Source organism: Streptomyces sp. 3330 (genome assembly GCF_031456635.1).
GTDB lineage: Bacteria > Actinomycetota > Actinomycetes > Streptomycetales > Streptomycetaceae > Streptomyces.
Window position 1 is genome coordinate 21,255 of sequence record NZ_JAVDVA010000021.1, and the last position, 21,097, is coordinate 42,351.

Below are 21,097 nucleotides of genomic sequence, written 5' to 3' on the forward strand. Positions count from 1 at the left end.
CGGTCGCTCCGGACGGGTGGGGCGGTCAAGCGCGCAGGCGCAGGCCGCGCGGGGTCGCGATGAAGCCCGCTCCTTCCAGGAGGGTGCCGATCGGGGAGGTGAGCGCCGAGGCGCCGTTGACCCGCTCCACCGTGACCGTGCCGAGGGAGCCCGCGCGCGCGGCCTCCGCGAGGGCCTGCGCGGCGGCGTGCAGGCGAGGGTCGTCGGTGGGCGCGGCCTCGCCGTCCGGGGTGGACGGCCAGGCCAGCAGGGTCTTGCCGCCGCGTTCCATGTAGAGCGTCAGTTCGCCGTCCACGAGCACCACCAGGGAACCGGCCTTCCGTCCCGGCTTGTGCCCGGCGCCGCTCGGCGGCTCGGGCCAGCCCAGGGCGGCGCCGTACGCGTTCGCCGGGTCGGCGGCGGCGAGCACGACGGCGCGGGAGACGCCGGATGTGTCGCCGTAGCGGTTGCGGTTCCGGCCGCGGCGGGCGTCGGGGCGGTCGGGGAAGCCCGGGCCGGCCGGGAAGCCCGGGTCGTTTCGTCCGCCCGGGCCGCTCGGGCCGACCAGGGCGTTCGGTCCGCCTGAGCCGTTCGGGTGGCCGCCGCCCCCGCGGGGACCGCCGGCGCCCGGGGAGGCGAAGTCGTGGGAGGAGACGTACGCGTCCGGTGAGGCGGGGGCCGCCGGGGCGTCGAAGGGGGAGGCCCGGCGGGCGTCGAGACCGGGGGCGTCCCAGGCGTCCTCCGCCGGGAAGCCGTCGGGGAAGGTGAAGTTGTCCGAGGGGCTGGTCGCCGGGTCCGGGCCGGGCAGCGGCTCGCCGCGGTCGCGGGCGTTGGCCACCGCGCGCAGTCGGTCGACGGCGCCGTCCATGGCGAACTGCGCCGCGCCGAGGCCTTCGACGACGTATCCGCGACGGGCCTGACCGCTCTCCTCGAAGACGGACAGGATGCGGTACGTCGCCGAGAAGCCGCCTTCGACGCCCTCGGCCGCGACCGCGCCCCGCGTCACGACCCCGTGCCGGTCCAGGAGGGTACGGGCGAGGGCGTGCGCGCGGACCGTGGGGTCGGACTCGTGGGACGGCAGGAGGGACCAGCGCCCGCCGACGGTCGGAGGGCCGCTGCGGGAAGCGGGGCGTGCGGCGGCCGTGAGCGAGCCGTAGCGACCGCGCGGGACGCTGCGCTTGGCGCGGTGGGCCGTGGAGCCGGCCGTGCGCCCCGAGCCCAGCAGGGCGCGCAGCGGGGTGAGGGTGTCGTTGGTGAGCCGGCCGGACCAGGCCAGGTCCCAGACCGTGTCGGCGAGCTGCGGGTCGGTGGCCTCGGGGTGGGTGGTGGCGCGGACCTGGTCGGCGATCTGGCGGAAGAACAGGCCGTAGCCGCCGGAGAGGGTGTCCAGCACCGACTGGTGCAGTGCCGTCAGCTCCAGGGGGTGCGGCGGCGGCAGGAGCAGGGGCGCCGCGTCCGCCACGTACAGGGAGATCCAGCCGTCCTTGCCGGGGAGGGCGCCCGCTCCGGCCCAGACCACCTCTCCGGCCGCGGTGAGCTCGTCGAGCATCGCCGGGGCGTAGTCCCGCACGCGGGAGGGCAGGACGAGCTTCTCCAGGGCCGAGGCGGGCACCGAGGCGCCCTGGAGCTGCTCGAGGGCGCGCACCAGCCCGTCGGTGCCGCGCAGGGCGTGGCCCTTGCCGATGTGCTGCCACTGGGGCAGGAACTGGGCCAGCGCGGGCGGCGGGACCGGCTCCAGTTCGTGCCGCAGGGCGGCCAGGGAGCGGCGGCGCAGCCGGCGCAGGACCGTCGCGTCACACCACTCCTGGCCGATACCGGCCGGGTGGAACTCGCCCTGGACGACGCGCCCGCCGGCCGAGAGCCGCTGCAGGGCGCCTTCGGTCACCGCCGCGCCGAGGCCGAAGCGGGCGGCCGCGCCGGCCGAGGTGAACGGGCCGTGGGTGCGTGCGTACCGCGCGAGGAGGTCGCCGAGCGGGTCCTTGACCGGCTCCGTGAAGGCCTCGGGGACACCCACCGGGAGCGCCGTGCCGAGCGCGTCGCGCAGGCGCCCCGCGTCCTCGATCGCGGCCCAGTGGTCGGCGCCCGCGATACGGACCCGGATGGCACGGCGGGCGGCGGCCAGCTCCTGCGCCCACCGCGGTTCGGCGCCGCGCTCGGCCAGCTCGGCGTCGGTGAGCGGGCCGAGGAGCCGCAGCAGGTCCGCGATGCCTTCGGCGTCCTTCACCCGGCGGTCCTCGGTGAGCCACTGGAGTTCCCGCTCCAGTTCGGTGAGGACCTCGGCGTCGAGCAGTTCGCGCAGCTCCGCCTGGCCGAGCAGCTCGGCCAGCAGACGGGAGTCCAGGGAGAGGGCGGCCGCACGCCGCTCGGCGAGCGGGGAGTCCCCTTCGTAGAGGAACTGGGCGACGTAGCCGAAGAGGAGGGAGCGGGCGAAGGGCGACGGCTCCGGCGTGGTGACCTCGACCAGGCGGACCTTGCGGGCCTCCAGATCGCCCATCAGCTCCACGAGTCCGGGAACGTCGAAGACGTCCTGGAGGCACTCGCGGACCGCTTCCAGGACGATCGGGAACGAGCCGAACTCGCTCGCCACCTGGAGCAGCTGGGCGGCGCGCTGGCGCTGCTGCCACAGCGGGGTGCGCTTGCCGGGGTTGCGGCGCGGCAGCAGCAGCGCGCGGGCGGCGCACTCGCGGAAGCGGGCCGCGAACAGGGCCGAGCCGCCGACCTGATCGGTGACGATCTGATCGACCTCGCCCTTGTCGAAGACGACGTCGGCGGCGCCGACCGGCGCCTGCTCGGCGTCGTACTCCGTGCCCGCCTTCGAAGGCGCCTGGTCGAGCAGGTCCAGGCTCATGAGGTCGGCGTCGGGCAGCCGCAGGACGATGCCGTCGTCGGCATGCATGACCTGGGCGTCCATGCCGTAGCGCTCGGAGAGCTTGGCGCCGAGCGCGAGGGCCCAGGGGGCGTGGACCTGGGCGCCGAAGGGGGAGTGCACGACGACCCGCCAGTCACCCAGCTCGTCCCGGAAGCGCTCCACCACGATGGTGCGGTCGTCCGGGATGTGTCCGCAGGCCTGGCGCTGCTCGTCCAGGTAGGAGAGCACGTTGTCGGCCGCCCATGCGTCCAGGCCCGCGGTGAGCAGCCGGAGCCGGGCGTCGTCCTTGGACAGGGAGCCGACCTCGCGCAGGAACGCGCCCACCGCGCGGCCGAGCTCCAGCGGGCGGCCCAGCTGGTCGCCCTTCCAGAACGGCAGACGGCCGGGGACGCCGGGGGCGGGGGAGACCAGCACGCGGTCGCGGGTGATGTCCTCGATGCGCCAGGAGCTGGTGCCGAGCGTGAAGACGTCGCCCACGCGCGACTCGTACACCATCTCCTCGTCGAGCTCGCCGACCCGGCCGCCGCCCTTCTTGGGGTCGGCGCCCGCCAGGAAGACGCCGAACAGGCCCCGGTCGGGGATCGTGCCCCCGGAGGTGACGGCGAGACGCTGGGCGCCGGGGCGGCCGGTGATCGTGCCGGCGACGCGGTCCCACACCACGCGCGGGCGCAGCTCGGCGAACGCGTCGGACGGATAGCGGCCGGCCAGCATGTCCAGGACCGCCGTGAACGCGGACTCCGGGAGTGACGCGAACGGGGCGGCACGGCGGACGGTGGTCAGCAGGTCGTCGACCTGCCAGGTGTCGAGCGCGGTCATGGCGACGAGTTGCTGCGCCAGGACGTCCAGGGGGTTGGCGGGGACCTTCAGGGACTCGATCGAGCCGGTGCGCATCCGCTCGGTGACGACCGCCGCCTGGACGAGGTCGCCGCGGTACTTCGGGAAGACCACGCCGGTGGACACCGCGCCCACCTGGTGTCCCGCGCGGCCGACGCGCTGGAGACCCGAGGCCACCGAAGGCGGCGACTCGACCTGGATGACGAGATCCACCGCGCCCATGTCGATGCCGAGCTCGAGGCTGGAGGTCGCCACGACGGCGGGCAGCCGGCCCGCCTTGAGGTCCTCCTCCACCAGCGCGCGCTGCTCCTTCGAGACCGAGCCGTGGTGGGCGCGCGCGATGACGGACGGGGCGCCCTGGGCGGCGCCCGAGCCGCCCATGAGCTCCGCGGGCGAGTGGTGCTCGTCCAGCGGCTCGCCGGTGGCCCGCTCGTAGGCGATCTCGTTGAGCCGGTTGCACAGGCGTTCGGCGAGGCGGCGGGAATTGGCGAACACGATGGTCGAGCGGTGGGCCTGGACGAGGTCGGTGATCCGCTCCTCGACGTGCGGCCAGATCGACGGGCGCTCCGCTCCTTCGGACCCTTCGGCGACCGGGGAACCGCCCAGCTCGCCCAGGTCCTCCACCGGGACGACGACCGAGAGGTCGAACTCCTTGCCGGACTTCGGCTGGACGATCTCCACCTTGCGCTGCGGGGAGAGGTACCGCGCCACCTCGTCGACCGGCCGGACCGTGGCCGAGAGGCCGATGCGGCGGGCCGGCTTCGGCAGCAGTTCGTCCAGCCGCTCCAGGGAGAGCGCCAGGTGCGCGCCCCGCTTGGTGCCCGCCACCGCGTGCACCTCGTCCAGGATCACCGTCTCGATGCCCGTCAGCGCGTCGCGCGTGGCCGAGGTGAGCATCAGGAACAGCGATTCGGGGGTGGTGATCAGGATGTCCGGGGGGCGGGTGGACAGCGCGCGACGCTCGGCGGGCGGGGTGTCGCCGGAGCGGATGCCGACCTTGACCTCCGGCTCGGGCAGGCCGAGGCGCACGGACTCCTGGCGGATGCCGGTCAGGGGGCTGCGCAGATTGCGCTCCACGTCGACCGCGAGTGCTTTGAGCGGGGAGACGTAGAGGACGCGGCAGCGCTTCTTCGGGTCGGCGGGAGGAGGTGCCGAGGCGAGCTGGTCCAGGGCGGCGAGGAAGGCGGCCAGTGTCTTGCCGGAGCCGGTCGGGGCCACCACCAGGACGTCCGCGCCCTCGCCGATGGCCTGCCACGCGCCCGCCTGGGCCGCGGTGGGCGCGGAGAACGCCCCCGTGAACCAGCCGCGGGTCGCGGGCGAGAAGCCGTCGAGGGCTCGGTGTGCGGAGCTGACCATGCGTCCATCCTGCACCCGACCACTGACAATTGCTCTGACCTGCGCGGATACGGTGCCTTCCGGGCGCGGGTCCGTCTGCGTTCGCGGTCCGTCCGCGTTGGCGGTTCGCTGAGCTGCGGGGCGACCGTGCGGGGCGACTGTGCGGCGTGGCAGTGGTGCGACGGCGCGGTGGTCTGGGCGTTGCGGCTGTGGCGCTGTGGCGCTGTGGCGCTGCTGGGCCGGGGCGCGGTGGTCCGGCGCGGTGGTCCGGTGGCGTGTCGCGGAGAATGGGTGTGTGGTGCGTTCGGGTTCGGGTTCGGGTTCTGGTTCAGGTGAGCGGGCGCGGCACTGGCGGTACGCGGAGCTGCCCGGTGTCGACCTGCTGCGGGCCCGGTACGTCCGCAAGACCTTCGTACGGCACACCCACGAGCACTTCGTGATCGCCGCCATCGCCGAGGGCGTGGAGGTCTTCCACCACCGCGGGGCCGATCAGTACGCGGGGGCGGGGACGCTCGCCCTGGTCAACCCGGACACCCCGCACACCGGGCGGGCCGGGGTGCCGGAGGGCTGGCGGTACGGGGCCGTGTATCCGTCGCCCGAGGTGGTGGCCGAGATCGCGGCCGAGACCACGACTCTTCGCGGCGCCCCGGGATTCGTCAGTCCCGTACTGGACGACGCGTACGCCGTCGGGCTCGTGCACCAGGTGCTGCGCGCCGCCGAGGAGGGCAACGCGCTGGCCGCCGACACCCTGCTGCGGGTGGCCGTGACGCGGCTGCTGCGGCTCAACGGCGGCCCGCTGCCGCAGCGGGAGGTGCGGTCGGCCGGGGCGCGGATCGCCGCCCGCGCGCGGGGCGTCCTGGAGGAGCGGCTCACCGATCCGCCGACACTGGAGGAGCTGGCCGCGGGCCTGGGGACCAGCTCGTTCGCGCTGCTGCGGGCCTTCCGGGACGCGTACGGGCTGCCGCCGCACGCCTGGCTGACCGATGCCCGGGTACGGCGGGCGCGGCGGCTGCTGGACGCGGGCGTCGCTCCCGCGGAGGCGGCCGTCGAGGTGGGCTTCACCGACCAGCCGCACCTCAACCGCCACTTCGCCCGGATCGTCGGGGTCCCGCCGGGGGCCTACCAGCGGGAGCGCAAGAACGTACAAGACCCGTCCGAAGGGCTGCTCGTACCGTCGTGGTCGTGGCAGAACAGACAGCTCTCCAGGACATACGCGCCGACGGCGGTGGACGACCGGACGCCGCCGTCGTCCGGGACGCCCTCGGCGTCGGGATCGCCGTAGGACTCTCCGGCTTCGCCTTCGGGGTGACCTCGGCGGGCAGCGGACTCTCGGTCTGGCAGACCTGCGCGCTCAGTCTGCTCGTCTTCACGGGGGCCTCCCAGTTCGCCCTCGTCGGGGCGCTGGCGGCGGGCGGCAATCCCCTGACGGCGGCAGCGGGCGCCTTCTTCCTGGGCGTGCGCAACGCCTTCTACGGCCTGCGTCTGTCGCAGTCGCTGGCGCTCCCGCGCGCGGTGCGCCCGTTCGCCGCCCAGTGGGTGATCGACGAGACGGCGGCCGTCTCGCTCGCCCAGCCCGGGCGGCGTGCCGCGCGCATCGGTTTCGGCGTCACCGGCCTGACGCTGTACGTGCTGTGGAACCTCACCACGCTGCTGGGCGCCCTGGGCGCCGAGGCCATCGGGGACACGGACGCGTGGGGGCTCGACGCGGCCGGCCCCGCCGTCTTCCTCGCCCTGCTCGCGCCCATGCTGAGGACCACGGCCGAGCGGGCCGTCGCCGGGCTCGCGGTGCTCCTGGGGCTGGGCCTGCTGCCCGTACTGCCCGCGGGTGTGCCCGTGCTGATGGCCGCGCTCGCCGTGCCGGTCGTCCTGTACGTCGAGGGCCGCCGGGCCGGTCGGGCGGCCGGCCGGGTCGACACGGGGGAGGAGGAGCGTTGAACACCTGGATCGCCATCGCCGCGACCGCCCTCGGCTGCTACGCGGTCAAGCTCGCCGGACTGCTCGTCCCCGCGGGCCTTCTCGAACGGCCCCTCGTCAGGCGGTTCGCCGCCCTCCTGCCCGTCGCCCTGCTCGCCGCCCTCACCGCCCAGCAGACCTTCGCGGACGGGCACGCGCTCGTGGTGGACGCCAGGGCCGCGGGGCTCGCCGCGGCCGTCGTCGCCCTCGTCCTGCGGGCTCCCTTCCTGCTGGTCGTCGCGGCAGCCGTGGTGGTGACCGCGGGGGTGCGGGCCCTGGGAGGGTGAGAAGGACGCGGGGAGAGCCGTCCGGGGCCGGGCGGGCGTCGCCCGGGCGGTGGCCGCCCGGGTCAGCCGATGGCGCGGCCGTAGGCCCTGAGGGTGCGCAGGGCCTCGATCGTCACCATGGGACGGGCCTCCAGAGCGGTGCCGGGCGCCCAGCTGCGCCACCGGATGGGCCAGCCGCCGTCCTGCCGCTGATCGCCGGCGAGGTGGTCCAGGGAGCGTTCCATCTCGTCGTCGGTGAACCACGCCCGCGCGAGGGAGTGCGGCGTCCGCGCGAAGTCGTACGGGAAGTGGTGCTCGCCGGGGGCGTAGCCGGGCGCGACCGGGTACGCGTCCAGATGGTCCGGGTCCAGCGCGGCGAGCCGGTGCGCGCGCACCAGGCGGCCCAGCCGGTCGGCCGCCGCTTCCGCGCGCGGTCGGTCGGTCGCGGAGTCCAGGAAGGCCACGGCGGCCTGGATCTCGTAGGGATGGGACCGCTCCAGCGAGTCGATCGCCTGCCAGCAGAAGTCCGTGGCTCTGAACAGCCAGGCGTGCCACACGTCGTTGCGGTGCAGCAGGCCCACCACCGGTCCGGTGGCCAGGAGTTCGCTGGGCGGGTCGTCCACGATGGGGATGAAGGGGGCCGCCGGGTACCCGCGCTGGCTGGGATGGATCGCCGGCAGCGCGCCGTCGGCGGTGGAGACCGAGGTCAGATAGCTGCAGACCCGCTCCACGCGCCGGCCGCCGAGACGGCCGACGGAGTCCAGGACGCGCAGGGCCCGCGCGGTGTGCAGGGGCTGGCTCACGGGGCCGCGCAGATCGGGCTCCAGCGCGTGGCCGTATCCGCCGTCCTCGTTGCGGTAGGCGTCGAGGGCGGTCTCGACGGGGTCGGCGGCGCCGTGCAGGAAGTCGTGCGCGAAGAGGCGCTGCTCCAGCACGCGCGCGGTGAGCCAGACGAAGTGCTCGGCGCGGAAGAGCGGGGAGCGCGCCGTGGGCGTCGGGGGGAGTGGGGATGCTCCGGATTCGGCCATGCGTCAGACCGTAGGGCGGAAAGCGGTCTCGGCAGGCGGTCCCGGCGAGGGGCACCCCCGCGCGCGGGATACTGATGTCATGCGGTTGACGGTCTTCTGGCAGCGAATGGACGAGCACTTCGGTGCGGGGTACGCCGAGACGTTCGCGCGCGATCACGTGATGGCGGAACTCGGCGGACGTACGGTGCACGAGGCGCTGGCCGCCGGCTGGGAGGCCAAGGACGTGTGGCGCGTGGTGTGCACGGTGATGAACGTTCCCCAGGAGATGCGCTGATCCCGGGAGCAGACCGCCGGCGATTCTCCGATTGTCGGTGCCGTAGGCGAGACTTGGTCCGTGGCACCCACTGACGAGACCGGGCAGGTCGCCCGGCACACACCCGCGCCCGGCGCGACGCCGCCCACCGGGCGGCCCCCGGCCGACGGCGGAGCGGGACAGGGCGCGCGGATGCCGCGCTGGCTCCCGCGCGCCATGGTGCTCGCGCTCGCCCTCATCGGTGTGTTCCAGCTGGGGCTCTGGGCCTTCCACCAGCTCATCGGGCTGCTGCTCAACATCCTGATCGCGTTCTTCCTGGCCCTCGCCATAGAGCCGGCGGTCAGCCGGCTGTCGGCCCGCGGGATGCGCAGGGGGCTGGCCACCTTCCTGGTCTTCTTCGGCCTGCTGATCGTGGCCGCCGGATTCTTCACGCTGCTCGGCTCGATGCTCGCGGGTCAGATCATCAAGATGATCGAGGGCTTCCCCGACTACCTCGATTCGGTGATCAACTGGATCAACACCACGTTCCACACCGAGCTCAGGCGCGTGGACATCCAGGAGGGCCTGCTCCACTCCGAGTGGCTGAGGAAGTACGCCCAGAACAGTGCCGCCGGGGTGCTGGACGTCTCCACGCAGGTCCTGGGCGGTCTCTTCCGGCTGCTGACCATCGCCCTGTTCTCGTTCTACTTCGCCGCCGACGGACCGCGCCTGCGCCGCGCGCTGTGCTCCGTCCTGCCGCCCGCCCGGCAGGCCGAGGTGCTGAGGGCGTGGGAGATCGCCGTCGACAAGACCGGTGGCTATCTGTACTCGCGCGGACTGATGGCGTTGATCTCCGGCCTCGCGCACTACGTGCTGCTCGAGGCGCTCGGCATCCCGTACGCGCCCGTGCTCGCCGTCTGGGTGGGCGTGGTCTCGCAGTTCATCCCCACCATCGGCACCTACCTCGCGGGCGCGCTGCCCATGCTGATCGCCTTCACGGTCTCGCCGCTGTACGCGCTGTGGGTGCTCATCTTCGTCGTGGTCTACCAGCAGTTCGAGAACTACATGCTCCAGCCCAAGCTGACCTCGAAGACCGTCGACATCCACCCCGCCGTCGCTTTCGGCTCGGTCATCGCGGGCACCGCCCTCCTCGGCGCCGTCGGCGCGCTGGTCGCCATCCCGGCGGTCGCGACGCTCCAGGCCTTCCTGGGCGCCTACGTGAAGCGTTACGACGTCACGGACGACCCCCGTGTCCACGGACACCGCAGACGCGGTGAGGGGCCGGGCCCGCTCACGCGCGCGCGGCGGCTGTGGGACCGGACGCGGCGCCGGCAGGACGGGCCGCGGAGCGAGTCCGGCTGAGGGCGGACGGGTCGCGGGGGAGTCCGGCGCGGGATGGCGGAGGTCAGTACCTGAGGACCGCCCACAGTCCGGCCGCGGCGACCGCGGCCGCGTAGCAGCCCACCGCCGCGGCCACGACGCGCCGGCGCACCGCCTCGCTCCACGGCGTCCGGGACAGCAGCCAGGCCAGGGCGGGCAGCACCAGGACGGCGTGCAGGCTCACCCCGTGCAGCGGCTTGAGCGCGGCCGTCGAGTGATACGCGGCCTCCTGGTGTCCCGTGCGGGTGAGCACGACACCGCGCGCGATCATCGCCGCCCCCGAGGCGAGCGCGACGAGCAGGATCGCGAAGCCGGAGCGCACCGCGAGGGCCATCCCGGCCGGGCCCGTCGGCCGGTGCCGGAAGGACGCCACGGCGAAGCAGGCGAGCACCACCACGAGGACCCCGCCGCCGACCGCCAGCACCATGGACACGGCCGTGTCGAAGGGCGTCTCCATGTCCAGGTGGGAGGGCACTCCACGCCACGCCTGGAGGGTGATGCCCGCGACCTCCACGACACAGTCGGCGGCGAACACCCCGAGCAGCGTGGCGCGCGGCCGCGTCCCCATCCGCACATACGAGGTGACCCGGACGACGGCGAGGAGCGTCACCCCGAAGGAGAGCCCGAAGGTCACCGGCTTGCGCCGGGAGACGGGCCCGTTCCAGGGGCCGCCGTCGACGGCGAACACCACGAGGTGGACGAGCCCGGAGAGGATCAGCAGAAATGCCGTCGTCCCGTAGAGGTGGTAAAGGCGGTCTCGGGGGTACCGGACGTACGGGTGGTCCTGGCCGTGCGGGGGACGGGGGTGCGGGACCGGGTGCCCGGACTCCGCTTCGCCACGGGCGCCCCCGCTCTTCTGCTGATCCATGCACCGAGCGTCCCGGCCCGTGTCGTGCGCCGTCGTCGTCCCGCCGGAGACACCCGTCGTACGCCCGGGGAAGCAGCCGGGAACGCGGGGGACGCAGGCCCGCGCGAGAAGGAGCGGGGGTGCGGCCGGCGCGTGCACGTAGCCTCGGAAGCGCCGCGTGGTGCGCTTGACACAGAAATCGAACATCCATTCTTATTAAGGCTCCGGTGAGACGCTGGCCGGGTGTTCCGTCCCGTTTCGGACGGATGAGCACCCGAGTTATCCACAGGCCGGACCGGCGTCGGGGCGCATTGTCAGTGGCAGGCGTTAGCGTCTTTGACGTGAAGCGATCGACTCAAGCAAACCGGGTGGAACCCATGGCAGGAACCGACCGCGAGAAGGCACTCGATGCCGCTCTCGCACAGATTGAACGGCAGTTCGGCAAGGGCGCCGTGATGCGTCTCGGCGAGCGACCGAACGAGCCCATCGAGGTCATCCCCACCGGGTCGACCGCGCTCGACGTCGCCCTCGGGGTCGGCGGGCTGCCGCGAGGCCGCGTGGTGGAGGTGTACGGCCCGGAGTCCTCCGGTAAGACGACGCTGACGCTGCACGCCGTGGCGAACGCGCAGAAGGCCGGCGGACAGGTCGCCTTCGTGGACGCGGAGCACGCTCTCGACCCCGAGTACGCGAAGAAGCTCGGCGTCGACATCGACAACCTGATCCTCTCGCAGCCGGACAACGGCGAGCAGGCTCTCGAGATCGTGGACATGCTGGTCCGTTCCGGCGCCCTCGACCTCATCGTGATCGACTCCGTCGCCGCACTCGTCCCGCGCGCCGAGATCGAGGGCGAGATGGGCGACAGCCACGTCGGCCTCCAGGCCCGTCTGATGAGCCAGGCACTGCGGAAGATCACCAGCGCCCTCAACCAGTCCAAGACCACCGCGATCTTCATCAACCAGCTCCGCGAGAAGATCGGCGTGATGTTCGGCTCCCCGGAGACCACGACCGGTGGCCGGGCGCTGAAGTTCTACGCCTCGGTGCGCCTCGACATCCGACGCATCGAGACCCTGAAGGACGGCACGGACGCGGTCGGCAACCGCACCCGCGTCAAGGTCGTCAAGAACAAGGTCGCGCCGCCCTTCAAGCAGGCCGAGTTCGACATCCTCTACGGGCAGGGCATCAGCCGCGAGGGCGGTCTGATCGACATGGGCGTGGAGAACGGCTTCGTCCGCAAGGCCGGCGCCTGGTACACGTACGAGGGCGACCAGCTGGGACAGGGCAAGGAGAACGCCCGTAACTTCCTGAAGGACAACCCCGACCTCGCCAACGAGATCGAGAAGAAGATCAAGGAGAAGCTGGGCGTCGGCGTGCGTCCGGAGGAGCCCGCCGCCGAGCCGGCCGCGGTCGCAGCCGGTGCCGCGGGCACGCCCGCGGACGACGCCGCCAAGGCGGTTCCGGCTGCCGCCGCCAAGACGGCCAAGACCAAGGCCGCGGCTGCCAAGAGCTGATCCGTGACGCGACGAACGGACTGGGCCGAGTACGTCCGACCCGACACCCCCTGGGGGGCGGGGGGCGGGGCCGACGACGGCCCCGCCCAAGCCGGCGACGACCGGCCGGAAGGCGATGCGCACCACGACGACGGGACGGACGGCGACGTCCGGCCCCGTGGCGGCCGGGCGCGGCGCGGCGGCGATGGAGGTCCACGCGAGAGGCGTGGGCGCCGTCGGCGCGGCTTCGGAGAACCGTCCACCGAGGACGAAGGCGCCTCCTCCTCGTCGAGGGCCGAGCGGGGGGAGTCTTCAGGGGACCCGGCTGAGCGGGCACGGGCTGTCTGCCTGCGCCTGCTCACCGGGACCCCGCGCACCCGGAAGCAACTCGCCGACGCCCTGCGCAAGCGAGAGATCCCGGACGACGTGGCCGAGGAGGTGCTCTCGCGGTTCGAGGAGGTCGGTCTGATCAACGACGGCGCCTTCGCGGACGCCTGGGTGGAGTCGCGGCACCATGGCCGGGGGCTCGCCCGGCGGGCGCTCGCACGGGAGCTGCGGACCAAGGGAGTCGACTCGGAGCTGATCGAGGACGCCGTCGGCCGGCTCGACTCCGAGCAGGAGGAGGAGACGGCACGCGAGCTCGTCGCCCGCAAGCTGCGCTCGACCCGCGGCCTCGACCGCGACAAACGGCTGCGCCGCCTCGCCGGCATGCTCGCGCGCAAGGGCTATCCCGAGGGCATGGCCCTGCGGGTGGTCCGGCAGGCGCTGGAGGAAGAGGGCCAGGACACGGAGTTCCTGGACGGCGAGGAGTTCTGAACGGCGGGCGCTGAACGAGGGGTTGTCATCAGCGGGGTGGGGACAACCCCCGCTTGAGGACGCCGGGCCGCCTCAGCGCGCAGCCATCTGTGTACAGGCGAGTGTGTACGCATGCCCCAGGAACCCGGTGCCAACGAGCGTCCGGGAGCGGAACACGCCTCCCCGCCCCCTGTCGAACTCGGCGACCTCGCCGCACTCAAGGCGCTCGCCCAGCCGCGCCGTCAGCGCATGCTCGAACACCTCACCCTGTACGGCCCGGCCACCTCGGCGACGCTCGCCCGCGCCCTCGGCCTGAACACCGGGTCCACCAGCTATCACCTGCGTGAGCTGGCCCGGTACGGCTTCGTCGAGGAGACCGACGGAGACAAGTCCGCGCACCGGCACGAGAACCGGGCCGAAGCCAGACGGGCGGAGCCGTCCACGCACCGGGAGCGCTGGTGGCGGGCGGTCCCGGGCGACCGCCGGTTCCCGCCGCGCAGCCGTCAGAGTCCCGAGATGCGACTCGTCATGGACGAGCTGAACCACCATGCCTACGCCGCCGATCTGGACCTCTTCGAACGGCTCCAACGCGACGCCCAGGACGGTGATCCGTGGGCGGACGCGTTCCCCTGCTCGCGCGGCACCATCCGGCTCACGCTGCCCGAACTCCGCGAATTCTTCGAGGAGTACATCGCTCTCCTCAACCGGTACAAGCGACCCGCGGCAGCGACACCTCCTGGCGCGCGCACCCTGCTGACCCGCTTCCTCGCCTTCCCCACGTCCTCTCCCGGTCCCGCCCCCTCCATGGACTCAACCCCCTCCGCCCCGTCCATCCCCTCCGTCGACCTCTCGACCGCCGCCGACGCCGTCCGTCAGGAAAGAGAGGCCGACCCCTCATGATGCTGCGCTATGCCCTGAAGACTGTCCGCGCCCGCAAGACGGGCTTCCTGGGCGCCTTCCTCGCGCTGCTGTGCGCGGCCGCCCTGATCAGCGCCTGCGGCACCCTCCTGGAGACGGGACTGCGGGGCGCCATCCGCACCGAGCGCTATGCGGCGGCCCCGGTCGTGGTCTCCGCCGACCAGAACGTCCACCGAACCACCGTCAAGCACAAGAAGGGCAAGACCAAGGTCAAGCACAAGGCCAAACCCATCGCCGAACGCGCCTGGCTCCCGGCCGGCCTCGAACGCAGGCTCTCCGGCGCCCCCGGTGTCGCCCGGGTGATCCCCGAAATCACTTTCCTCGCCGAGCCGTTGATCCCCGCCGGTGCGACGAGCGGCGACGACAGGCCCGCCTACGGTCACGCCTGGGACTCCGCCGCGCTGACCCCCTACCGGCTCACCACGGGCACCGCTCCCGCAGCCGCCACCGACGTGGTCGTCGACCGCGACCTCGCCGCACGCGCCCGTCTCGCCCCCGGCGACCGGCTCACCGTCCAGTCGACCCAGGCCCCGCGCACCTACCGCGTCTCCGGCATCGCCGCACCCGCCACAGCCGTGCGCCACCAGAGCGCCCTCTTCTTCTCCACCGGCGAGGCCCGCCGTCTCGCCGCTCACCCCGGGCAGGTCACCGCGTTCGGTGTGCTGGGGACGCCGGGCACCGACCCGGGCCGGCTCCGCGAGGCGGTCGCCATGGCGCTGCACGGCACCGGAGCCCAGGTCAGCACCGGTGACGACCGAGGGTCCGTCGAGTTCCTGGACGCCGCCGCGGCCCGCGTCAAGCTGGTCAGCATGGGCGGAGCGATGGGCGGCACCTCACTGCTCGTGGCGGTCCTGGTGGTCGTCGGGACCCTCGCGCTCTCCGTCCAGCAGCGTCGACGCGAACTCGCCCTGCTGCGGGCCATCGCCGCCACCTCCGGGCAGATCCGCAGCCTCCTCGGGCGCGAGGCCCTGATCGTCGCGCTGGCCGCGGGCACGGCCGGATCGCTGCTGGGGCTTCCCCTGGGGGGTCTGCTGCACGACAGGTTCGTCGCCCTCGGCGCCGTGCCGGCCTCGCTCCAGCACACCGTGAGTCCTCTCCCGCCGCTCGCCGCGCTCGCCGCGACCCTGTTCGGCGCCTGGGGCTCCGCGCGGATCGCCTCCCGACGGGTGGCCCGGATCCGCCCGGCAGAGGCGCTGTCCGAGGCCCGGAGCGAGCGCACCCGGCCCGCCTGGGGGCGCCTGTTCGCCGGAGTGCTGCTTTTCGCGGCCGGGGCGGTCCTGGTCAGCGTCCTCGGCTTCCTGCGCACCGAGTCCGCCTCGACGCCCGTGACCTTCCTCGCCGTCGTCGTCCTGTCCACCTCCGTCGCGCTGCTCGGGCCTCTCCTGGTCGAGGCGGCCGTGTTCCTCCTCGCCGGTCCGCTGCGCCTGACCGGTCCCGGCGGCAGGCTCGCCACCGCCAACCTCCGCGGAAACGCGGTCCGTACGGCCTCCGTCGTCACCCCGCTCACCCTGCTCGTCGGCATGGCCTGCACGGTGCTGTTCGTCCAGCCCACCCTCGGCGACGCGGCCCGCGCCCAGGTCCGCGAGGGCGTACGCGCCGACTGGGTCGTCGCCGCGCAGGGACCCGGTGTGCCCGGCGAAGCGGCACGACACCTGCGCGCCCAGCACGATGTCGTCACCGAGGTGGTCCGTACGACCGTCCGGGTCGGCCTCGACAAGTACGCGGCCCAGGGCGTCACTCCGGCCGCCGTCAGCCGTACCTGGGACCCCGATGTCACCGCCGGCTCCCTGGACCGGCTCACCGAGCACACCGTCGCCGTCAGTGAACTGGCCGCGGACCAGCGCCATCTGAAGCCGGGAAGCACCCTGAAGCTCACGCTCGGCGACGGCACGCCCGCCACGCTCACCGTCGCCGCCGTCTACGCCAGGGGTCTCGGCTTCGGAGACCTCACCTTCTCGCACGACCTGATCGCCCGCCACGTCGACAACCCGCTCGCCTCCTCCCTGTTCGTCAGCACGACCCGCACACAGACACAACTCGCGACTACCCTGCGTGAGTTCCCGGGGCTCCACGTGATGTCACCCGCCGCGGCCGACTCACTGCAGGCCGGGCGGCAGCAGGCGAACGCCGAGGTCAACTTCCTGGCCATGGGGCTGGTACTGGCGTTCACGGCCATCGCCGTGGTCAACACGCTCGCCATGTCGGTCGCCGAACGGGTCCGTGAGTTCGCGCTGTTGCGCCTCGCGGGGGCGACCCGCCGCCAGGTGCTGTGCATGCTGCGCACGGAGGCCCTGTCGGTCCTGCTCCTCGGCGTCGCCCTCGGCAGTGCCATCGCCCTGGCGGTCCTGACCGCGTTCAGCGTCGGCATGACCGGGCGGGCGGCCCCGGCGGTCGTGCCGCTCGTGTACGCCACGGTGATCGCCGCAGCCGGGCTCCTCGCGCTGGTCGCCACCGCCGTGCCGGGACGCGTGGCGCTGAGGGTGCGCGCGGTCACGGTGGCGACGGCCAAGGAGTGAGCGACGCCCGCGTTTCCCGCGGGGCGGCGCGATCTCCGAGACCGCCGGGGGCATGGGCCTCGGGAGCCCGTCCCCCGCGGGCCCCGAACCTCAAGGGGTCACCGACCCCGCAGCTTCACAGCCAGAGGGTCGCAGCGCCCGAGGGAGCCCAGCCCCCAGGGAGCGCAGGATTACCTTGCGCTCCAGGAAGGGTGAGGTCGTCCGGCCTGCCGGTACCGTCTGCTGCCGCCTGTGAACCCCCTTTCTGCCAAGGGGGTTGTCTCCCGCACCTTCCGAAAGGCGGCCCCGCCATGCCCGTGCCCACCCGCTCCCGGAGACCGCTCGTCGTCTCGGTCGTCGGCGCCGGTCTGCTGCTCACCGGCTGTGGGGTGTGGCCCTCGCAGGCCACGGCACCCGCGGGCGCGGTCAAGGGCAGGATCACGCTCGGCTTCGTCAACGGCGGTACCAGCGAGTTCCATACGTGCCTCCAGGAGTCCTTCGAGCGGACGGCACGCAGCCACGGTGTCCACCTCTTCACGGCCAACTCGCGCCAGGACGGTGCCACGGAGGTGTCCCACATCAAGGCCATGATCGCCCGCAAGGTGGACGCGCTGGTCGTACAGACCGTCGACGTCGACGCCCTCGACGGGGACATCGCCGAGGCGAAGGCAGCCGGGGTGCCGATCTTCCTCACCTCGGTAGCCCCCGACGACACGTCCGATCTCCTGGGGGCCGTCGTGGTCGATCTGAAGAAGGTGGGCGAGCTCGACGCGGAGTGGATCGAGCGGGACGCCGCAGGCCGCGAGGTGAGCGTCGCGGTGATCGCGGGAGCCCCCGGTGCCGCCTCCGACCTGCTCACCGCCGCCTTCACCCGGCGGCTGCCGGACAACGCCGAAGTGGTCGCGAGCCGGCCCGGGATGTACGACCCCGTCAAGGCGCGGACGGTCGCCGCGGCCGTCATCAAGGACCGCCCCGGCCTGGACTACGCCTTCGTCGCCAGCGAGGAGATGGCGTTCGCCGCCCGCAAGGCCTTCGACGCGGCCGGTGCCGAGGACGTCAGGATCGTGACGGTGAACGGCACCGACGAGGCGCTGGCCGCGCTCAAGGCCGGCAGCCTCGCCGCCACCGTCTCCAACTCGGCCGCGGACACCGGTGAACTGGCGGTGCAGAACATCGTCTCCCTGCTCCGCAAGGACGGGAGGGCCGACAGGATCGCCAGGACGCCCGTCCGCCTGGTCACCCGGGACAACGCGGACACGGCCCCGCTCTACTGCCCGCCGCAGGACTGAGCCCGGCGCGCTACGGCCCGGCTACGACGTCACGGGAAGCCCCGCCGCCCTCCACGCCTGGAATCCGCCGACGAGGTCGGTGGCCCGGTGCAGACCCAGTCGGTGCAGGGACTCGGCCGCCAGGCTGGACGCGTAACCCTCGTTGCAGATCACGACCGCCCGCACGTCGTGACTCGTGGCCTCGGGGAGGCGGTGACTGCCCTGGGGGTCGAGGCGCCACTCCAGTTCGTTGCGCTCGACGACCAGGGCGCCGGGGATCAGTCCGTCCCGCTCGCGCAGGGCCGCGTACCGGATGTCGATCAGCAGGGCCTCGCCCGCGCGGGCGGCCTCGTACGCCTCTCGCGCCTGCACGCGCGCGTACCCCGCGCGCACCCGTTCCAGCAGCTCGTCCACGCCCGTCGGCCGCTCGCCGTCCGGTCGCTCGTCCCGAGGCGTGACCGGGCCGCTCACTGCCAGTCCTCGGGGCGCTCGACCTGCTCCAGCCGCAGGACGTGTCCCGTACGGCTGTAGCGGCGGATGCGCGGCAGCGGCGGGTAGTAGGCGTGGACGGAGACGGCGTGTTCCTCGGTGGACCCGTTGAGGACCTCGTGGACGTGGTGACGCCCGAAGGAGCGGCCCCGGCCGGCCGGCAGCGTGCGCTCCCGGTCCACGTCGTCCGTCAGCTCCAGGGTCTTCCAGCCGTCGGTGGGCAGCCGTGCGGCGAGCGAGTACTCCTTCAGCTCGCCCCGCGCGGTCAGGAAGGCGCCGACCGAGTCGGCGTGGTCGTGCCAGCCGGTGCCGGTGCCGGGCGGCCAGCCGATCAGCCAGGCCTCGCTGCCGCCGGGGCCCTCCAGGCGCACCCAGGTGCGGCCTTCCGGGTCCAGCGGGAGCGAGGCGATCAGCTCCGCGTCGGCGGCTGTGCGCCGGACGAAGTCGAGGAGGTCCGCCTGCGTGGGCGCGGCGACGGCGGTGGTGGGCACAGAGGGGGAGACAGACACGGATACCGTCCTGAGGGCGTTCGCGGGGAGCGTGCGGCCGCGCACGGGGTGCAGTGCGCATCGGCGGCGCGCGCCGGTGGGGAAGGGGGGTGCGAATTCAGCAGGACGGACGACACACGCAGCCCGCATAGCGGACGAGGTCCATATGGACCCTCCGCCACAGGCGCACATCGGTGTCGGTCACGATCCGGAGTACACCACGCCGGTGCACCCCGGTCAACTGACTGTCACCCTGTGGACCGCACGGTCACCGCCGGTGCGATCCCGCGTGCGCCCCTCGGTTCTCCTCCGGGTTCTCGGCTCCCACGTCTTCTCCGGTGGACGGGCCCGGCCCGCCCGCTCCCGGGGTCCGGTCACGGGCCCGGCCCGCGTGCTTCCGGGGTCCGGTCACGGGCCCGGCCCGCGTGCTTCCGGGGTCCGGTCACGGGCCCGGCCCGCCCGCTTCCGGGGTCCGGTCACGGGCCCGGCCCGCCCGCTTCCGGGGTCCGGTCACGGGCCCGGCCCGCCCGCTTCCGGGGTCCGGGCACCGGCCCGGTCCCGTGCGCTCGGCGTCCTGCACCTGATCGGGCGAGCGCCTGCCCCCCCCGGTGCCGGAGGGCGCCGAACTCCCCGTGCGGGAAGGTGTGGGACCCCCGTGTGCCCCCGTTGCGGGCGGGTGGCGGGTACTTCCGTCACTTGGCCGCTGAGCCCGCCGTGGCCTCCGTCCCGGACGTCTCCCGTGCCCCGGTGGGGCCGCCCACCGTCGCCTCCGCCGCCGCGTACAGGTCGGCCGCGCGGACCCCGCTGAGCGCGGTGACCAGATGACCGTCGGGCCGGATCAGCAGGACGGTGTGGGCGGCCGCGCCCGGATAGCTCTCGGCCACCAGCAGCTCGGCCGGGCTCGGCAGGGCCGTCACCGCGGCGGCGAGCCGGGGCATGATCCCGGCGCCCACCCAGTGCCGACGCTCCCACACGCCGGTGCCCGGCGCGATGAGCAGGACGAGCAGGGCGCCGCGCCCCAGCCGGTCCCGCAGCCGTACGAAGGAGCCGTCCTCCGCCGTCACGCGCACGTCCTCGACCGGCGCGCCGGGAAGGGTGTCCACGGGCACCTCCGCCTCCAGGTGACGGGGCGCGAGCGGCGAGCCGTCGTAGGTGCCCGGCGCGCCCAGCGGACCGCGGCCGAGGTGGCCGTCGGTGAGCAGCACGTCGTGACCGCGGGCCGTGCCGGGGACGTACGCCCTTATGCCCGCGCCGCCGCGCAGCACCGGCAGCGCCTGGTCGGCGGCGCGCAGCCGGGCGGCGACGGCCGCGCGGCGCTCCGCCTGGTAGCTGTCGAGCAGCGCCTCGTGCGAGCCGTGGTGCCAGGCCAGGCTCAGTTTCCAGGCCAGGTTGTCGGCGTCCCGCAGGCCCTCGTCGAGGCCCTGGGTGCCGAACGCGCCGAGCAGGTGCGCGGCGTCCCCGGCGACGAACACCCGGCCCACGCGCCAGCGGCGGGCGAGCCGGTGGTGCACGGTGTGGACGCCGGTGTCGAGCAGCTCGTAGGCGGGCGTGGCGCCGCCGGTCCAGCCCCCCAGGGTCTCGCGGACACGGGCCACGAGCAGCTCGGGGGTGACGAGGTCCTTGCCGGGGGGCAGCAGCCAGTCCAGGCGCCAGACGCCGTCCGGCAGCGGGCGTCCGATGACCTCCCCGGCGGAGGGGCCGGACGCCCGCCACGGGGGTGTCCGATGGAGCAGCGCCTCGTCGGGCCAAGGAAGTTCCGTGCGCAGCGCGGCCACGGCGTGTCGTTCCACCGCGGTGCGGCCGGGAAAGCGGATGTCGAGGAGCTTGCGGACGGTGGAACGCGGGCCGTCGCAGCCGACCAGGTGGCTGCCGCGCCACCAGGTGCCCCGGGGGCCGCGGGTGTGGGCCGTGACGCCGGAAGGTTCCTGCTCGATGCCGTCCAGGCGGCTGTCCAAGGCGATCTTCACCAGCCGCTGGTTCACGAGGGCGCCGCGCAGGACGCCCGTCAGCGCGTGCTGGGCGATGTGCAGGGGAGCGGGATCCGTCGCGTCGTCGAACCTGACCTCGCGTGTCACCTGCTTGCGCCGCATCGACCGCCATCCGGCCCAGTGGACCCCGGCCCCGTCGAGGGGCGTTCCGGTGAGCCGCTCGATCAGGGCGGCGGTGTCCTCGCGCAGGACGACGGTGCGCGCGAGCCGTGGTTCGTCCTTGCCGGGGCCCTCGTCGAGGACCACGGACGGCACCTGCTGGCGGGCCAGCGCGAGGGCGAGCGTGAGTCCCACCGGCCCCGCGCCGACGATGATCACCGGGTCCACGGCGTGCCGCCCCCTGCCCGCGACGGTGTCCTCAGGGACGTAAGGGAACAAGAGGCAGGAGCAGGGTGCACGATCACAGAACGTATGCAACCCATTGCCGCTGCTTGCGTCAAGTGACG

General features: G+C 73.7%; 17 protein-coding genes. 10 read left to right on the plus strand and 7 right to left on the minus strand.

Annotation, left to right across the window (positions count from 1 at the left end; all coding sequences use genetic code 11):
* Positions 1 to 25 precede the first annotated feature (25 nt).
* Positions 26 to 5,038: an ATP-dependent helicase gene (locus tag J2X68_RS29555; RefSeq protein ID WP_310435649.1), complete on the minus strand. Its 5,013-nt coding sequence runs from the start codon at positions 5,036 to 5,038 to the stop codon at positions 26 to 28.
* 274 nt (positions 5,039 to 5,312) lie between these two features.
* On the opposite strand from J2X68_RS29555, the gene J2X68_RS29560 reads away from it, so the two are divergent.
* From J2X68_RS29560 to J2X68_RS29570, 3 genes are read left to right on the plus strand one after another with little or no spacing between them, the layout of a single operon-like run.
* On the plus strand, positions 5,313 to 6,299 hold the full coding sequence (locus J2X68_RS29560; protein WP_310435650.1) for an AraC family transcriptional regulator: 987 nt from the start codon (positions 5,313 to 5,315) through the stop codon (positions 6,297 to 6,299).
* Complete coding sequence (locus tag J2X68_RS29565; RefSeq protein ID WP_310435651.1) at positions 6,200 to 6,952, plus strand: AzlC family ABC transporter permease; 753 nt, start codon at positions 6,200 to 6,202, stop codon at positions 6,950 to 6,952. The genes J2X68_RS29560 and J2X68_RS29565 overlap by 100 nt, the downstream gene beginning before the upstream one ends.
* Entirely contained in the window at positions 6,949 to 7,257 is a 309-nt protein-coding gene (locus J2X68_RS29570) for an AzlD domain-containing protein (protein WP_310435652.1), read from the plus strand. The genes J2X68_RS29565 and J2X68_RS29570 overlap by 4 nt, the downstream gene beginning before the upstream one ends.
* Positions 7,258 to 7,319: 62 nt before the next feature.
* Here J2X68_RS29570 and J2X68_RS29575 read toward each other — a convergent pair whose 3' ends face one another.
* Positions 7,320 to 8,264 carry a hypothetical protein gene (locus J2X68_RS29575; protein WP_310435653.1) on the minus strand — a complete coding sequence of 315 codons (945 nt, stop codon included), beginning with the start codon at positions 8,262 to 8,264 and terminating at the stop codon, positions 7,320 to 7,322.
* A gap of 79 nt (positions 8,265 to 8,343) precedes the next feature.
* Between J2X68_RS29575 and J2X68_RS29580 the strand changes: the two genes are divergently transcribed.
* Together J2X68_RS29580 and J2X68_RS29585 are read left to right on the plus strand one after the other, a co-directional pair.
* A complete protein-coding gene (locus J2X68_RS29580; RefSeq protein ID WP_310435654.1) occupies positions 8,344 to 8,538 on the plus strand; it encodes a DUF3046 domain-containing protein in 195 nt (64 codons plus the stop codon).
* 60 nt (positions 8,539 to 8,598) lie between these two features.
* Positions 8,599 to 9,858 (plus strand): AI-2E family transporter, encoded by a 1,260-nt coding sequence (locus tag J2X68_RS29585; RefSeq protein ID WP_310435655.1) that lies wholly within the window; start codon positions 8,599 to 8,601, stop codon positions 9,856 to 9,858.
* A gap of 43 nt (positions 9,859 to 9,901) precedes the next feature.
* On the opposite strand, the gene J2X68_RS29590 is transcribed toward J2X68_RS29585, so the two are convergent.
* Positions 9,902 to 10,744, minus strand: a complete 843-nt coding sequence (locus J2X68_RS29590; RefSeq protein ID WP_310435656.1) for a hypothetical protein — start codon at positions 10,742 to 10,744, stop codon at positions 9,902 to 9,904.
* Between the two features lie 356 nt (positions 10,745 to 11,100).
* On the opposite strand from J2X68_RS29590, the gene recA reads away from it, so the two are divergent.
* The 5 genes from recA to J2X68_RS29615 all read left to right on the plus strand — a co-directional run bounded on the left by recA (position 11,101) and on the right by J2X68_RS29615 (position 17,707).
* Positions 11,101 to 12,231 (plus strand): recombinase RecA, encoded by a 1,131-nt coding sequence (gene recA, locus J2X68_RS29595; RefSeq protein ID WP_310435657.1) that lies wholly within the window; start codon positions 11,101 to 11,103, stop codon positions 12,229 to 12,231.
* Positions 12,232 to 12,234: 3 nt separating this feature from the next.
* The gene (gene recX, locus J2X68_RS29600) at positions 12,235 to 13,026 is read left to right on the plus strand and encodes a recombination regulator RecX (RefSeq protein WP_310435658.1); all 792 of its coding nucleotides are present in this window, start codon (positions 12,235 to 12,237) and stop codon (positions 13,024 to 13,026) included.
* Positions 13,027 to 13,137: 111 nt separating this feature from the next.
* The gene (locus J2X68_RS29605) at positions 13,138 to 13,905 is read left to right on the plus strand and encodes a helix-turn-helix domain-containing protein (RefSeq protein WP_310435659.1); all 768 of its coding nucleotides are present in this window, start codon (positions 13,138 to 13,140) and stop codon (positions 13,903 to 13,905) included.
* Positions 13,902 to 16,439 (plus strand): ABC transporter permease, encoded by a 2,538-nt coding sequence (locus tag J2X68_RS29610; RefSeq protein ID WP_310435660.1) that lies wholly within the window; start codon positions 13,902 to 13,904, stop codon positions 16,437 to 16,439. The genes J2X68_RS29605 and J2X68_RS29610 overlap by 4 nt, the downstream gene beginning before the upstream one ends.
* A gap of 290 nt (positions 16,440 to 16,729) precedes the next feature.
* Positions 16,730 to 17,707 (plus strand): sugar ABC transporter substrate-binding protein, encoded by a 978-nt coding sequence (locus tag J2X68_RS29615; protein WP_310435661.1) that lies wholly within the window; start codon positions 16,730 to 16,732, stop codon positions 17,705 to 17,707.
* 21 nt (positions 17,708 to 17,728) lie between these two features.
* Here the strand turns inward: J2X68_RS29615 and J2X68_RS29620 are convergent, their stop codons facing one another.
* The 4 genes from J2X68_RS29620 to J2X68_RS29630 form a co-directional block, all read right to left on the minus strand.
* Complete coding sequence (locus tag J2X68_RS29620; protein WP_310435662.1) at positions 17,729 to 18,157, minus strand: rhodanese-like domain-containing protein; 429 nt, start codon at positions 18,155 to 18,157, stop codon at positions 17,729 to 17,731.
* The gene (locus J2X68_RS29625; protein ID WP_310435663.1) at positions 18,154 to 18,684 is read right to left on the minus strand and encodes a cysteine dioxygenase; all 531 of its coding nucleotides are present in this window, start codon (positions 18,682 to 18,684) and stop codon (positions 18,154 to 18,156) included. Before J2X68_RS29625 ends, J2X68_RS29620 begins: the two co-directional genes overlap by 4 nt.
* A 97-nt stretch (positions 18,685 to 18,781) precedes the next feature.
* Positions 18,782 to 18,895, minus strand: a complete 114-nt coding sequence (locus J2X68_RS40345) for a putative leader peptide (RefSeq protein WP_348983243.1) — start codon at positions 18,893 to 18,895, stop codon at positions 18,782 to 18,784.
* 460 nt (positions 18,896 to 19,355) lie between these two features.
* A complete protein-coding gene (locus J2X68_RS29630; RefSeq protein WP_310435664.1) occupies positions 19,356 to 20,978 on the minus strand; it encodes an FAD-dependent monooxygenase in 1,623 nt (540 codons plus the stop codon).
* Positions 20,979 to 21,097: the final 119 nt, after the last annotated feature.

Bases quoted from the DNA above. Each gene is read 5' to 3' on its own strand.
- J2X68_RS29590 (WP_310435656.1), bottom strand. From the start codon at position 10,744: ATGGATCAGCAGAAGAGCGGGGGCGCCCGTGGCGAAGCGGAGTCCGGG.
- recA (WP_310435657.1), top strand. From the start codon at position 11,101: ATGGCAGGAACCGACCGCGAGAAGGCACTCGATGCCGCTCTCGCACAG.
- J2X68_RS29555 (WP_310435649.1), bottom strand. From the start codon at position 5,038: ATGGTCAGCTCCGCACACCGAGCCCTCGACGGCTTCTCGCCCGCGACC.
- J2X68_RS29605 (WP_310435659.1), top strand. From the start codon at position 13,138: ATGCCCCAGGAACCCGGTGCCAACGAGCGTCCGGGAGCGGAACACGCC.
- J2X68_RS29580 (WP_310435654.1), top strand. From the start codon at position 8,344: ATGCGGTTGACGGTCTTCTGGCAGCGAATGGACGAGCACTTCGGTGCG.
- J2X68_RS29575 (WP_310435653.1), bottom strand. From the start codon at position 8,264: ATGGCCGAATCCGGAGCATCCCCACTCCCCCCGACGCCCACGGCGCGC.
- J2X68_RS29610 (WP_310435660.1), top strand. From the start codon at position 13,902: ATGATGCTGCGCTATGCCCTGAAGACTGTCCGCGCCCGCAAGACGGGC.
- J2X68_RS29615 (WP_310435661.1), top strand. From the start codon at position 16,730: ATGCCCGTGCCCACCCGCTCCCGGAGACCGCTCGTCGTCTCGGTCGTC.